Origin of the sequence: Lentzea alba (assembly GCF_047445655.1) — a bacterium.
GTDB lineage: Bacteria > Actinomycetota > Actinomycetes > Mycobacteriales > Pseudonocardiaceae > Lentzea > Lentzea alba_A.
Genome location: NZ_JAJAEG010000001.1, coordinates 499293 through 513224, shown reverse-complemented (window position 1 = coordinate 513224; position 13932 = coordinate 499293). Strand labels below are relative to the sequence as shown.

At 68.9% G+C, this 13932-nt stretch carries 14 protein-coding genes; 7 read left to right on the top strand and 7 right to left on the bottom strand.

From position 1 onward, the window contains the following. Positions 1-6 precede the first annotated feature (6 nt). From LFM09_RS02480 to LFM09_RS02470, 3 genes are all read right to left on the bottom strand, one after another. The gene (locus LFM09_RS02480) at positions 7-633 is read right to left on the bottom strand and encodes a response regulator transcription factor (RefSeq protein ID WP_414094558.1); all 627 of its coding nucleotides are present in this window, start codon (positions 631-633) and stop codon (positions 7-9) included. An 80-nt stretch (positions 634-713) separates the two neighbouring features. Continuing rightward, positions 714-1340 carry a response regulator gene (locus LFM09_RS02475; protein ID WP_414094557.1) on the bottom strand — a complete coding sequence of 209 codons (627 nt, stop codon included), beginning with the start codon at positions 1338-1340 and terminating at the stop codon, positions 714-716. Next, on the bottom strand, positions 1337-1975 hold the full coding sequence (locus LFM09_RS02470) for a sensor histidine kinase (RefSeq protein ID WP_414094556.1): 639 nt from the start codon (positions 1973-1975) through the stop codon (positions 1337-1339). Before LFM09_RS02470 ends, LFM09_RS02475 begins: the two co-directional genes overlap by 4 nt. A gap of 400 nt (positions 1976-2375) precedes the next feature. Here LFM09_RS02470 and LFM09_RS02465 point away from each other — a divergent pair, with 400 nt between their 5' ends. After that, positions 2376-2966 carry a hypothetical protein gene (locus tag LFM09_RS02465; protein ID WP_414094555.1) on the top strand — a complete coding sequence of 197 codons (591 nt, stop codon included), beginning with the start codon at positions 2376-2378 and terminating at the stop codon, positions 2964-2966. On the opposite strand, the gene LFM09_RS02460 is transcribed toward LFM09_RS02465, so the two are convergent. Further along, positions 2929-3915, bottom strand: coding sequence for a PHP domain-containing protein (locus LFM09_RS02460; RefSeq protein ID WP_414094554.1), 987 nt, complete (start codon positions 3913-3915; stop codon positions 2929-2931). The genes LFM09_RS02465 and LFM09_RS02460 overlap by 38 nt on opposite strands. Before the next feature lie 74 nt (positions 3916-3989). Here LFM09_RS02460 and LFM09_RS02455 point away from each other — a divergent pair, with 74 nt between their 5' ends. The 4 genes from LFM09_RS02455 (at position 3990) to LFM09_RS02440 (ending at position 7531) form a co-directional block, all read left to right on the top strand. Beyond that, positions 3990-4643, top strand: a complete 654-nt coding sequence (locus tag LFM09_RS02455) for a TetR/AcrR family transcriptional regulator (RefSeq protein ID WP_414094553.1) — start codon at positions 3990-3992, stop codon at positions 4641-4643. Between the two features lie 51 nt (positions 4644-4694). Next, positions 4695-5462 carry an SDR family NAD(P)-dependent oxidoreductase gene (locus LFM09_RS02450; RefSeq protein WP_414094552.1) on the top strand — a complete coding sequence of 256 codons (768 nt, stop codon included), beginning with the start codon at positions 4695-4697 and terminating at the stop codon, positions 5460-5462. Next, positions 5462-5875: a DUF3237 domain-containing protein gene (locus LFM09_RS02445; RefSeq protein ID WP_414094551.1), complete on the top strand. Its 414-nt coding sequence runs from the start codon at positions 5462-5464 to the stop codon at positions 5873-5875. Before LFM09_RS02450 ends, LFM09_RS02445 begins: the two co-directional genes overlap by 1 nt. An 84-nt stretch (positions 5876-5959) precedes the next feature. Next, positions 5960-7531, top strand: coding sequence for an alpha/beta fold hydrolase (locus LFM09_RS02440; RefSeq protein WP_414094550.1), 1572 nt, complete (start codon positions 5960-5962; stop codon positions 7529-7531). Positions 7532-7574: 43 nt separating this feature from the next. Here LFM09_RS02440 and LFM09_RS02435 read toward each other — a convergent pair whose 3' ends face one another. Continuing rightward, positions 7575-7946: a DoxX family protein gene (locus LFM09_RS02435; protein ID WP_414094549.1), complete on the bottom strand. Its 372-nt coding sequence runs from the start codon at positions 7944-7946 to the stop codon at positions 7575-7577. A 95-nt stretch (positions 7947-8041) separates the two neighbouring features. On the opposite strand from LFM09_RS02435, the gene LFM09_RS02430 reads away from it, so the two are divergent. Then, positions 8042-8686, top strand: coding sequence for a TetR/AcrR family transcriptional regulator (locus LFM09_RS02430; RefSeq protein ID WP_414094548.1), 645 nt, complete (start codon positions 8042-8044; stop codon positions 8684-8686). On the opposite strand, the gene LFM09_RS02425 is transcribed toward LFM09_RS02430, so the two are convergent. Continuing rightward, positions 8687-9907, bottom strand: coding sequence for a serine hydrolase domain-containing protein (locus LFM09_RS02425; protein ID WP_414094547.1), 1221 nt, complete (start codon positions 9905-9907; stop codon positions 8687-8689). It lies immediately after the preceding gene. 176 nt (positions 9908-10083) lie between these two features. On the opposite strand from LFM09_RS02425, the gene LFM09_RS02420 reads away from it, so the two are divergent. Beyond that, the gene (locus LFM09_RS02420) at positions 10084-12900 is read left to right on the top strand and encodes an AAA family ATPase (RefSeq protein WP_414094546.1); all 2817 of its coding nucleotides are present in this window, start codon (positions 10084-10086) and stop codon (positions 12898-12900) included. On the opposite strand, the gene LFM09_RS02415 is transcribed toward LFM09_RS02420, so the two are convergent. After that, positions 12897-13880, bottom strand: a complete 984-nt coding sequence (locus tag LFM09_RS02415) for an MASE1 domain-containing protein (protein WP_414094545.1) — start codon at positions 13878-13880, stop codon at positions 12897-12899. The genes LFM09_RS02420 and LFM09_RS02415 overlap by 4 nt on opposite strands. Positions 13881-13932: the final 52 nt, after the last annotated feature.

Sequence of the window (13932 nt, the reverse complement as noted above, 5' to 3'; positions counted from 1 at the left end):
GGCGACCTAGATCAGGCCTTCGCGCAGGGCGAAGGCCACGGCGTGGGCGCGGTTGCGCAGCTGGAAGCGGTTGGTGATGTCGTGCAGGATCGACTTCACCGTCCGCTGCGAGTAGCACAGCCGCTCCGCGATCTCCCTGGTCTCCAGGCCGTCGGCGATCATCCGCAGCACCTCGGTCTCCCGGCTGGACATGCCGGCGAGGTTGAGCCCGTTGGGGCGCAGGACGTTGCGCTGCAGCTGCGACACACGCCCCAGCAGCCGGCCGAGCAGGTCCGCGGGCAGCGAACCCTCGCCGGCGTGCGCCGCGCGGATCAGCCGGACCAGCGTGTCGGGCGTGGCCTCGGAGCGGCGCAGCACCGCGGACACCCCGCTGCCGACCACGTCGAGCAGCTCGGAGTCGGCCACGTCGCCCGCGACGAGCACGATGCCCGGGTTGGGCTGGCACTGCAGCTTTCTCAGCAGTTGCAGGACGTTCTCGTCGAGACGTTCCGCGACGACGAGCACGACGCAGCTCTCCGCGGTCTCCGGCTCGACCAGCCGGATCTCCGGGCGGGACCGCAGTGCGACGGTCACTCCCGTGCGGGTGATCGAGTCGGTGGCGTGCAGGACAACGGTTACCGGTTCGGCGTTCATCAGCTCCCCTTCTGACGTCGGCCCAGAAAAATCGAACACTGCAATCATCCAGCCGGGAACGTCCCGGCCGGCAGAGGCAGTTATCCCGAGTTGTCCCGGAAGAGGTTTATCGCCTGCGCACGATCCGCGACCTGCAGCTTGCGGAGGATGTTGGACACGTGGTTGCGCACGGTTTTGGTGCTCAGGAACAACTCCTGCGCGATCGCGGCGTTGCCCTTGCCCGCGGCCATGAGCCGGGCGACCTCGCGTTCGCGCCCGGTCAGCTCCGGCAACGTGCTCGGACGTGGTGCGGTGACGAAGAAGTCGAGCAACCGGGTCGCCACGGCCGGGCTGAAGATCGCCTCACCGTCGCCGACCGCGCGCACCGCGTCCACGATCTGCTGCGGTCGCGAGGACTTCACCAGATAACCGCGCGCGCCCGCCCGCATCGCCGCGAACACCGACTCGTCGTCGTCGAACATGGTCAGCACGAGCACGCGTGTGGACGGCTGCGCGGCGACGATCCGGCGCGTTGCCTCGACCCCGCCGAGGTCGGGCATGTTGAGGTCCATCACGATCACGTCCGGCTGCAGCTGCCCTGCCAGCTCGACGGCCGCGGTGCCCCCGGAGGCCTCGCCGACGACGTCGATGCCGTTGTCGATCAGAGCCGCCATCACGCCGCGGCGGAAGAGCGGGTGGTCGTCCACGACCAGCGCGCGCAGCGTCATGAGACGGGTAGCGCCGCGGCGAGTCTGGTGCCACCGTCGAGACCGGGCCCGACCAGGAAGTTGCCGCCGAGGTCACGGGCGCGTTGGCGCATCGACGCGAGCCCGACGCCGGTGGAGAGTTCTGCGGCACCTTTGCCGTCGTCGACCACCTCGACGTGCAGCTCGGAGTCGAACCACAGCCGTACCTGGCACGTGCGCGCGTCGGCGTGCGTCACGACGTTCGTCAATGCCTCGCGGACGATCCGGTACGCCGCCACGCTCACCGCGTCCGGCAGCGACGGGATCTCGCCGAGCACCACGACGTCGATCACGACGTGCAGCCGCGACCGCAACGCGCCGACGAACCGCTCGACCGCGCCGACCAGCCCGAGCTTCGCCACCGAGGCCGGGTTCTCGTTCGCCACCAGCGCCTTGATGTCGTCGATGGCCGAGTGCATCTCGTCCTCCAGGACCGCGAGCAGCCTGGCCGCGCCGGCCGGGTCGGAGGTGAGCAGCTGCCGCGCCGAGCGCAGCCCGAGGGCCACGGCGGCGAGCGATGGTCCAACACCGTCGTGGAGGTCGCGCAGCACCGTGCGGCGCGCCTCGGCCGCACTTCCGGCGCACGTCTCCGCAGGCACGAAGAACTGGCGGCGCATGCTCCCTCCCTCCCCAAGGATGACGTCGCTTCGACTCCGGCACCCGTTTCCGAGGTTCCCGATGGTGTGACGACATGTCCCCTGATCGGCCCATTCGGGCTTGCGGCGTGCGTGGGTGACGCGTGGTGCGGCCCGGAACGTTGCCGGGTGATTCGCGGTCAGACGGGTGCATCGTGGTGCCGCCCCCACGTCCTCATCCTGGTTGGCCGTGGGCGTGGGGCGGTGCCGCGAGGCGGCCTGCTGAGCGTGAATCACGCCGCCAACGTTCCGGGGCGCACCACGCGTTTCTTTGCTCTCCGATGGAAGCGTTGGCCGCCCTGATACAGCCAGATGGAAAAAGCAAATGGCCCGGTGAGCGGTACGGAGGTATTTGTGGGCCGAATGGACGCTCCTAACCGGTATGGGAGTCGAGGTCCACGACCCTCGCTGGCTCACCGCCGTGCCGGGTGCCGAGCTCGTGGTCGGGTTGGACGATGTGGGTGAATGCGCCGCGGCCGGTCACCGGGTGACCGTGCTGATCGACCTCGTGCCGGACAACGTGTCACTGCTGCGTGGAACAGCCGCGAAGGCGGTGGGCGAGGGCGCGCGCAAGGTGCGGGTGCGGCCGCACGGTGTGGACCGGGTCGACCTCGTCTACGCCGCCGTGGAGCTGAACCGGGTGGCCGAGGACGACGCCGTCGAGGTCCAGTTCGACGTGACGTCGGCCGCGCTGCTGCGGGCGGATCCCGCGGCGTTCGTGCGGGTCGATCCGCTCGTGGTGAAGCCCGACGGGATGGTCGTGCCGATCTGCGAGGGGCTGGAGCGGTACGCACTCGGGTCGTTGGGGACCATCCCAGAAATGTTCGACGCGCTGGTCGAGGCGTGGGATCCCGAGCCGGTCCGGGACCTGTGCCGGGTCGCGCTGAGCCGGGCGCTGGCCGACACCGGGCCGCTGGTGTGCTGGTACGAGCACCTCACCCGGACAGCAGCCGAGATGCGGGCCTCGTGTTGATCACCAGGTCGGGCGTGACGCCGCACTCCTCGGCCCGCGCGCAGCCGTAGTTCAGCCAGTCCAGCTGGCCCGGCGCGTGCGCGTCGCTGTCGATCGAGAACGTGCAGCCCGCGTCGACGGCGAGGCTGAGCAGGCGGCGCGGGGGATCGAGGCGCTCCGGTCGTGAGTTGATCTCCACCGCGGTGCCGCTGGCCGCGCAGGCCTCGAAGACCTTCGCCGCGTCGAACTGCGACTCCGGGCGGCCCTTGCCGACGACCAGGCGGCCGGTGCAGTGGCCGAGGATGTCCACGTGCGGGTTCTGCACGGCGTTGACCATGCGCCTGGTCATGTCGGGCCTGGGCATCTTCAGTTTCGAGTGGACACTCGCGACCACGACGTCCAGCCGTTCCAACAGGTCGTCGTCCTGGTCGAGCGAGCCGTCGTCGAGGATGTCGACCTCGATGCCGGTGAGGATCAGGAACGGTGCCAGCTCCACGTTCAGCTCGGCCACCACCTCCAGCTGCTTCTCCAGGCGGTCGCGCGACAGTCCATTCGCGACGGTCAGGCGCGGCGAGTGGTCGGTCAGCACCATCCACTCGTGGCCGAGATCCCGTGCGGCCTCTGCCATGTCGCGGATCGGGCTGCCGCCGTCGGACCAGTCGGAGTGGACGTGGCAGTCACCTTTCAGCTTCGCGCGCATCTGTTCGCCGCCGGTGATGTCGACGTGCCGGAGTTTCGCCAGATAGGCCGGTTCACGGTTCGCGAGGGCGTCCAGGACAACGCCCGCGGTCGACTTCCCGACGCCTTTCAGATCGGTGAGCGTGCCGAGTTTCGCTCGTTTCTCGACGTCGGCGGGGTCCAGATCAGCGAGAACGGCGGCCGCGTTGCGGAAGGCCTGGACGCGGTAGGTCGGTTCGCCCGCTCGTTCGAGGTGGAACGCCACCTGCTTCAACGCCTTGACCGGATCCATACCTCTTCCTACCCCATCCACTCCCGGTGTGCCTTCTGTTGTTGTAATCGCATCAATCCACAATGATGTTCGGCATGTCCCCACGTCCGGGCGGTGTCCCGCCGGCGAACGGAGCCGGCTCGCGGCGCAAGCGGAGCAAGGGCGACCTGACCTCGCAGGCCATTCTCGACACCGCCGAGCAGCTGCTGGAAACGAGGCCGCTCGACGAGATCGCGGTCGACGAGCTGACCTCGGGCGCGGGAATCTCCCGATCCACGTTCTACTTCCACTTCGAATCGCGCGAGGCCGTGCTCTACGCGTTGTCGGAACGGGTCGCGGAAGGTCTCTACGACTCCGCCGCGCTGTGGTTGCGGCGTGGCAGTGAACCGCCGGCGGACTCGATCCGGCGTGCGATCTCGGGCACCGTCTCGTTGTGGCGCGCCCATGGCCCGGTGTTGCGCGCGGCGGTGCGCGCCCGTGACACGAGCGAGCTCGTCCGCGGGTTCTGGTCCGAGGTCGCCCGCAAGTTCATCGACTCGACCGCGCAGCAGATCGAGATCGAACGGGACGCGGGTGTCGCCGTGCCGGGGCCGCCCACCGCGCGTGCTCTGGCGACCGTGCTGGTCTCGATGAACGAGTCGATGTGCTACTCGCTGTCGCTGTCCCGGAAGTCGGCCGCTCGTGACCGTGAGGTCGTCGAGACCCTGACTGCTGTGTGGCTGCGGGCCGTGTATGGGGTTCCGCAGTAGATAAGCGGTGGTCGTTGCTCGCTCGACACCGTGTCGAATAATTTCGCCACCATGTCGAGCAACCCGTTTTCGCTGATCGGACACGTCGCGCTGGTCACCGGCGGCACCCGCGGCATCGGCCTGGAGTCGGTGCGCGCGCTGGCCCGTGCGGGGGCGAGCGTTGCCGTGGTCGCGCGCACAGCCGAGACCACCAAGGACGTCGCGTCCGCGCTGGAACGCGAGTTCCACGTCGAGGCACTGCCCGTCGTCGCCGACATCGGCCACGACGACGAGATCCCCGGCATCGTGGCGTCCGTGGTCGACCGGTTCGGCCGGATCGACGTGCTGGTCAACAACGCCGGTGCGGCGCCGCCGTTCGGACCGCTGATCGACGTGTCCGCCAAGGCCTTCGACAAGATCATGGCGGTGAACGTGCGGGCGCCGCTGTCGTTGACCCGCGCTGCTGTCGCCGCGGGTCTCGGTTCCGGTGGCGGGTCCGTCATCAACATCGTGTCAGCCGCCGGTCTGAAGGCCGAGCCGTACATGGGGCTCTACTCGGCGGCCAAGGCGGCGATGATCAGTGCCACGAGGACACTGGCGCGCGAGCTCGGGCCGGCCGGTATCCGAGTCAACGCGGTGGCGCCAGGCGTGATCCGCACCGATTTTTCGGCGGCCATCGTGGGCAACAAGGACATGCACGCCTCGGTGGTCGCGAAGACCGCGCTGGGACGTGTGGGTGAGGCCTCGGAGGTCGCCGGTGCCGTGGCGTACCTGGCGTCCTCGGCCGCCGCGTACACCACCGGTTCGATCATCGTGGTCGACGGCGGGACGGTGGCGTGATGGAGCTCGTGCCGTTGGGAACGATGACCGCGACCCTGCGAAAGCCTTATATGTTGCCGAAAACGCCCGTCGGCGACCGGTTGATCTACGAGGTCGAGTCGGGGAAGTTCGTCGGTGAACGGCTGTCCGGCGTCATGCACGGCACGTCGACCGCGGACTGGCTGACCATCGGCCCGGACGGCACCGCGACCTTGGACGTGCGTTCCGTGCTGCTCACCGACGACGGCGCTTACGTCTATCTGCACTACTCGGGACGGGTTGACGTCTCGAATGGTTTCGGTGCGCCGCTTTACGCGGCCCCTCTGTTCGAGACCGGCGACGACCGCTACCGCTGGTTGAACCGCGTCCAGGCCGTCGCGAAGGGCGTGCTCGACGGCCTGGTCCTGACCTACGAGGTGTGCGAGGTGCGGTGAATTTCACCAGACCTTCGGGGGTTCCGGTCTGGTCGGCGACTGCGGAAGCGTCTGTCGCTGACCAACAACCGGAGGGGTTTCACAGTGAGGAAGCGTTGGGGCGCGGCGACTTTGGTCGCCCCGCTGTTCATGTCCCTGGTGGGAACGGCCCAGGCGGCTCCCGGGCCGTTGGACGAGTACTACAGCCAGACCGTCGCGTGGGCCGAGTGCCCGGCCGGCTGGGTCAACCCGTCTACCGGCGTCGAGTGCGCCACGGTCATCGTGCCGATGGACTACAAGAACCCGGACAACGGCAATCTGGAAATCGCGATCTCACGCAAGAAAGCCACGGACCCAACGCGCCGCAGAGGTGTGCTGCTGACCAACCCGGGCGGGCCTGGCGGGTCCGGTTTGGGCGCTGTGCACTGGTTCAACGCGCAGACCGAGGTTCTGAAGATCTACGACGTGATCGGCATGGACCCACGCGGCGTCGGCCGTTCCACGCAGCTGCGTTGCATCGCCACGTCTTCTGACGACGAGTTCCCGTCGCGCCCGACTGACGCGCAGCTCTCGAACTGGACCGAGTACGCCCGGTCCGTCGAGGAGAACTGCCAGCGCGGCGGCGGTGAGATGCGCCGGTTCGTCTCGACGATGAACACCGCGCGCGACATGGACGTCATCCGCGGGGCGTTGGGGGAGAAGAAGGTCTCCTACGTCGGCTACTCCTACGGTACCCAGCTCGGCGCCGTCTTCGGCTCGATGTTCCCGAAGTCTCTCGACCGCAGCGTGCTGGACTCCGCTCTGGACCCGCTGAAGACGTGGCACGAGCAGGACGTCGACGTGGTGGACGCCATCGTGGACAACCTTCGCAAGTGGACGGAGTGGACCGCGGCCCGCAACAGCACCTACGGCTTGGGCACCACCGCTGCGGCTGTGCGTGGTGAGCTGGACGCGATCGCCGCGAAGCTGAAGACCGGCCCTTACGGCGGTTACGCGGACGTCTCGTCCTTCGACTACGCGACGGGCGCCACCCGCTACCGCCGTTCGTGGGCGGCGTTCTCCCGCCACATCGCCTCGATCAAGGCCGGCGCCGCGGACCCTGCCGAGGCTTCCGCGATCGTTGCGGCTCTCAAGAAGGGCGACATCGAGCCGACCTCGGCCGGCACGTACCAGGCCGTCACGTGCGAGTGGGACTGGTTCACCGACGTGAACACCTACTACAACGACATGAAGCGCTGGCGGGACACCAACCCGTACGGCGGCACCGTCGACTACATGGCGCCGACCAACTGCACGTTCCGCGCGTTCCAGCGGCCGGAGAAGATCCCTGCCATCACGCGGAAGTACCCGGCCGGCATCGTCATCAACTCCGACGGTGACACGCAGACGCCGCTGGCCAACGGGCGGGTCATGGCCGAGCACCTCAACGTGCCGTTGATCAACGTGTCCAACGACGGTCAGCACGGGCACTACTCGTTGCGCCGCAACGCTTGTGTGGACGCTCTGGTCAACAAGTACCTGGTGTCGGGGATTCTGCCGGCGTCTCGGGTCACGTGTGCCGGGACGGACATCGCGGAGAACGTGCCTCCGGGTCAGGCTGCTTCGCTTTCGGCGCAGTCTTCTCGGCCGTTGAGCGACATCCTGGGTGAGATCGCCTCGGAGACGAAGCCGTTCTGATCACGTTGCGAGGGAGCTCCTGCTGGGGCTCCCTCGCTCTGCTTCAGAGCGCGTACGGCCCGAACCTGCCCCACGCCACGAACGCCGCCGCGAGCAGAATCACCACGTTGATCACGATGCCCTGCACTTCCTTGCGACGGGCGTGCACGACGATCGCACCCAGCATGATCACCACCAGCCCGGCAGCGGCCAGCGGCGTGAGCACGGGAGCGATCCCGGTGGCGGCGGGCAGCACGAGCCCGAGCGCGGCCAAGAACTCGCTGACACCGATCAGGCGCACCACCGGCGTGGAGAAGTCGTCGACCCAAGGCATCTGCTTGGAGAGCTTCTCCAGCGGCTGCGTCGACTTCGTGATGCCGGCCATCAGGAACATCGCGGCCAGCAAGCCTTGCACGATCCACAGAGCAATGTTCACGTCCGAGCTCCCCTATCCGGAAAGGTCTATCCACTTCAGCCAGCGGCGAGCGTAGCAGAAGTGGATAGGCCTTTCCGGTTGGTAGGATCACAAACGTGAACGACCCGTGCCTGCGCAGCGATGCCGAACGCAACCGCGCCCGGATCGTCGCGGCCGCGCGCACGGTGTTCAAACGCGACGGCCTCGGCGCCTCCATGGCGTCGGTGGCGCGTGAGGCGGCGGTGGGCATCGCGACGTTGTTCCGCCGCTTCGCCACGAAGGAGGAGCTGGTCGCGGCCGTCTTCGCGGACCGCATGGACGCCTACGCGGACGCGGTCGCAGAAGCTCTCAAGAACGAAGACCCGTGGCAGGGGCTGGTCGGCTACATCGAGACCGTGTGCGAGATGCAGGCCCGCGACTACGGGTTCGCGGACGTGCTGACCATGACGTTCCCGACCGCCAAGGGCCTGGAGGAACGCCGCCGCGAGGGGTACGAGGGCATCGTGCGGCTGATCGACAGGGCCAAGGCCGCGGGCAGCCTGCGCGAGGACTTCACGCCTGAGGACCTCGTGCTGGTGCACATGGCCAACGCCGGCGTGGTCAACGCGACCGGCGACGCCGCGCCCGAGAGCTGGCGGCGCGTCGTCGCCCTGCTGGTCCAGTCGTTCCAGGCTCCTGGCCGCGGCCCGCTGCCCGACGCACCCGATCCCAAAGCTGTCTACCGCGCGATGCTCAGGGCCGGGCAGTGCCGCGAACGTTGATCAGGCGAACCAGCTGCCGCCGCCGGTCTGCCGGTACCCCAGCGACGAGTACACGGCGTCCACAAGGGACTGTCCGCGCGAGTTGAGCGCGAGTCCGGGGCCCTGCTTGTTCATCGCGTAGCCGAAGGACAGCCGCGCGCGCGGGTCGGCGAACCCGAGCGAGCCGCCCATCCCGGTGTGCCCGAACGCCTCCTCGGGCATGAGCAGGCCCTCGGCGTCGTTGGGCGGCAGGTAGGTGTTGTCGACCTGCTTCTGGAAGCCCAAACCGAACCGCGACGGAACCCCGACCACGGCGTCGAACCCCGACACCGCGACATCGGACATCTGCGGGAGCTGGGACTCCTCGACCAGGCGCACGCCGTTGTAGGAGCCGCCCAGCGCGAGCGGGCGGTACAGGCCGGCGAGGCCGCGGGCGTTGGAGATGCCGCCGACCGCGCCCATCTCCGCCGCGTGGGCGGCGCGGGAGTCGGACTCGCCTGGCGCCATGTAGCCGCCGTTGTTGAGCAGCATCAGGCCGGGCAACGACTCGGGCTGGGTCATGGCGGTGATGAACAGCGACGGCAGCAGGATGCCCGGCTGCGTCGGGTCGACCGGGATCGTGTGCGCGACGTGGGGTTCGAGGTCCTCGGGCAGGCCCATCCAGAAGTCGAGGCCCAGAGGCCCGGAGACCTCCTTCTCGAAGAACTGGCCGAGAGAAAGACCTGTGACGCGGCGGACGATCTCGCCGACCAGGAAGCCGAACGTCAGGCCGTGGTAGCCGTGCTGGGTGCCGGGCTGCCACAACGGCTTCTGCGCGGCCAGCGCCGAGGTGACCAGCTCCCAGTCGTAGAACGCGCCGGCGGGCAGCCAATCGGTCAGCGCGGGCAGGCCGGCCTGGTGCGACAGCACGTGCCGGACCAGAGTGTTTTCCTTGCCCTCGACGCCGTACTCGGGCCAGTACTTGGCGACCGGCGCGTTGAGGTCGAGCACACCGCGCGAGGCGAGGATGTGCGCGCACAGTGCGGTCGCGGCCTTGGTGCACGAGAAGACGTGCACGATGGTCTCCTCGGACCACTCCTGACCCGTGACGGGGTCCGCGACGCCGCCCCAGAGGTCGACGACGGGCTCGCCGTCGAGGGTCACGTGCACGGAGGCGCCTACTTCACCGCGCTCGGCGAAGTTGCGTTCGAACTCGGCGCGGACCTCTTCGAACTGCGGGGTGCAGGTTCCCTGGATCGACATTGACCCTCCTCGTAGGGGGGAGCGGCGGGGTTGCCCCAAGGGCATCACTGAGAGGAACCACGGATTAGTAGGGAACACTTAGCGGCTAACGTGTTCAGCCTCACACGGAGCAACTGTCCTACCGAGAGTGACTGATCGCGCACGGAAAGCGGTCCTTGCCGTCCCAACACACCCACATGGAAGACTCTGCGAAGCTCCGCCGAAGCCGGGAGGCCGTCATCGTCGACACCCGTGCGCCCATCGTGGGCCGGGAACCGGAACTGCGCGCCGTGCTCGACAGCGTCGACGCCGCGCCCGCCACCGGGCTGGTCGTGGTCCAGGTCAGCGGAGAGCCGGGCATCGGCAAAACTAGCCTGCTGAGCGAACTCACCCGACGCCTCAAAGAGCGCCACTGCGGGGTGCTGACGTCGGCGTCGGACGTGTTGGGCAAGCGCATCCCGTACGGCGCTGTGGTCGCCTTGATCCGGTCCGCGAGCGTCCCGCCGCCGTTGGACAAGCTCCGCACGGATGCGTTGGCGGCGTTGGAGATCTCGGTGACCGAGGACTCCGGCGCGTGGTTCGGCCGCGCCTGCGACCGGGTCGTGCGGCTGCTGACCGAGCTCACGGCGACGCGCCCGGCGGCGTTGCTGATCGACGACCTCGACCATGTCGACGACGACTCCCTCGCCCTGCTGACCTTGGTGCTGCGGCGCGTGAGTGCCGCGCCTCTCGTGCTGATCACCGCGAGCCGCCCGCAGACCAGCGGCGCGGAGAGCCTGCTGGACCGCGTCGAGCAGCACGCCGAGGTTATGCGCATCGACCTCGCCCCGCTGTCAGGCGCGGACGTCGCGCGCATCGTCGAAGCGGTTCTCCAGACCCCCGTCGACGAGGGGCTCGCCCGCGAGGTCCAGCAACGATCCGACGGCAACCCCTTCTTCGTCACCGAGATCGCGCGCTCGCTGAGAGAACTCGATCTGGTGACGGTCGACGGCAACCGCGCCCGCCTCGCGGTCTCTCCGGACGCCATCCGGCTCACCCGCCGCGAGGCCGTGCTCAGGCGAGTCGCGCCGCTGGAGAACGACACCCGGCTCGTGGCACGAGCCGTCGCGGTGTTCCGCCGCGTCAGACTCGACCAGATCTCGCTCCTGGCCCGCGTCGCGAACCTGCCCGAGGAGACGGTCGTTGCGGCGTTCGACGAACTGCTGCGCGCGCAGATCGTGTTGCACGACGACGAACGCGGCTACCGCTTCTCGCACGCTCTCGTCGGCGAGGCGCTCTACCACGAGGTCGGCCCCGCCCAACGCCGTCACCTGCACTCGTTGATCTCCGCACGCCTGTTGGAAGATCGGGCCCAGGGCCTGCCGGTCGACCTGCTGCAGCTCGCCTGGCACCTCGCCGAGTCCGCCGCGCCCGGCGACCGCGTGGCCGTCGACATCCTGGCCGAGGCCGCGAGCCAGGCCCGCGCGTCCGCCCCCGAAACCGCCGCCGCGCTGTGCGCCCGCGCTCTGCAACTGTTGCCGCGCAACGCTCCTGAACGCGCCGACCTGCTGGCGCTGCAGTGCCGCGTGCTGGCGAGAGCCTCCCGGCCGGCACTCGCGATCGAACCGGGCCTGGCTGCGCTGGAAACCCTGAAAGAGGGCCCGGAACGCGCCCGTGTCGCCACGGCCGTGATCTCGTCGCTCTTCTCGGTCGGTCGCACGGCAGAAGCCATGGAACTTGCAGACATCGAAGTCGCGCGCGGAGAGGTCCCCGCGTCGTTGGAAGCCCAACGCGCCGTGCTCCTCGTCTACAACAACCGCCACGACGACGCACTCGGTGAAGTCGCGCGAATCGAAGCGCTTCCGATCAGCTCGCCCGCCGAAGGCGTGATCGTCTTCGAACACCTCGCCATGCTGAGCTCGTTGCTCTTCCAGCACGACCGCACCGTCGAGTACGCCAACCGGGCACTGTCCTACAGCGACGGTCAGCCGATGCTCGAACTCCAGGCGCTGTCGGTGTGCGCCTCGATCACCGCGCTGGCCGGTCTCGTCCACGACGCCTCGTGGCGGGTCAGAAGAGCGGAAGAACTCGTCGACCAGGTCGGTTCACACGGTTTCCGTGCCGAGCGGGCCGCCTCCCTGATCGCGCTGGACTGGCTGGGTGGCCGCTGGGACGCGGCGCTGGACGGCATCGGCCGCTGGCTCCCCGACGTCGAGGCGTCCCAGGCCGACCAGGCTCTCGGTGTCCTGCAAGCGATCGAGCTCTCCATCCGCACCTGGCGCGGCGAACTCGACGTCGCCGCCCGGCTCGCCGCCCTGCCCGCACCGCAGTCGGTGAACATCTCCAAACTGCACGCCGTCGCCCTCGCCGAGTACCTCATCGCGCGCGGAGAGGTTGACGAGGCGTACGCGCTGTTGAGCGACGCGGTCGGCGCGCAGCTGGAAGCCGCGTACTCCTGCGTGCTGGTCGCGCGGATGATCGAGATCGACCTGGAGCAGGGACGCTCCGAACGAGCCGTCGAAGCGCTTCAACGACTGTCCGCGGTGTCCTCGACGAGGGTCTCGCCGTGGTCGCGCACGACAATCCGGCGGGTCACCGGCGTGGTCCGCCAGGACGCCGACCTCCTGCGAGAAGCGGTGTCCGAGGCCGCGTTGGGCGGGCTGGAGTTCGAGAAGGCCCGCGCTCAGCTCGCGCTTGGCGAGGTCTCCGCCGACGAGGTTCCGGTGCTGGTCGAGGCCTACACGACCTTCCAACGGCTCGGCGCGCACGGGTTGCGGCGCCAGGCGGGCAACCGTTTGCGCACGTTGGGCGCCAAGGTGCCGCGGGCCCGTTCGAAGGCGCCCGGCTTGCTCACCGAGGCCGAGGAGAACGTCGCTCGGCTGGTGCAGCAGGGCATGAGGAACAGGGACATCGCCGCGGCCTTGCACTACAGCCCGCGGACGATCGAGGTCTACCTGTCGCGGATCTACGCCAAGCTGCACGTGTCCTCACGGCTGGAGCTCGCGCGTGTGCTGGACGCGATGCAGCAACGTTAGGCTGGCGGCGTCATGCGACCGAGGCGTTTGCGCACGCCCTCTTGCTGGTACCGCGTAACGGTTTCGGCCAGCTGCTCGCACGCCCGCTCGATGGCCTGCCTGGCCTGATTGCGCTCGCTCGTGATCGCGCTCAGGATCAGCCCGGTCAGCGCCACCGACCCGTTGAACGCCTGCAGCACGATCATCGTGGCGAGCAGATCGGCGTCCGCGAAGTGACCGCTCGCGGCCGACATCACGGCGGCCACCGAGATGATCGCGGCGCACGGTGCGGCGATCGCGAGCTGGAACCGCAAAGCCGCCCAGATCAGCATCGGGAACACCAGGAACAGCACGCGCGACTCGCTCGTCGTGACGAACGACGCGAGGGCGACGGTGACGATCAGCAACCCCACGGCCTCCGCGATCCGGCGCGGCGGGGCGTTCCAGTGCCGGGGCAGCGTCAGCAGCAGCGGCGTGAACACCAGCACGCCCATCGCGTCACCGGTCCACCACACCGACAGCACGGCCGGCACCTCGCTCCACGGGATGAGGCCGTCGATCTTCAACGCCGCCGCGCCGACGACCGCGCTGATCAGCATCGCGCCCAGCGCGCCCGCGAAGACCAGCAGCAGCGCGTCCTTCAACCGGTCGAGCTGCGGCCGGAACCCGAAGCGGGTCAGCAGGTACCAGGCCGCCAGAGGCGCGGCGGTGTTGCCGATGGTGATCATCACGATCGCGCCGGGACCCGCACCCAGCGCGAGGTTGGCGGTCAGCGCGCCGAGGGCGATGCCCGGCCAGATCCTGCGGCCCGACATCAGCAGTGCCGCGACCGAGATCCCCGTGGGCAGCCACAGTGGAGTGACCTGCCCCTTGACCAAGGCCAGGACCAGCCCCACCTTCGCCGTCGCGTAATAGGCGACCGCGACCGCGAGCATCGTGAGGATCGGGCGCAGAGTCGGACGCAGAGTCGGGCGCGGAGTCGGACGCAGTGCGGCGTTCACCGGCACATGCTCCACCTGTGCACACCTGTCCGCCAGACCTCGCAACAGGGCG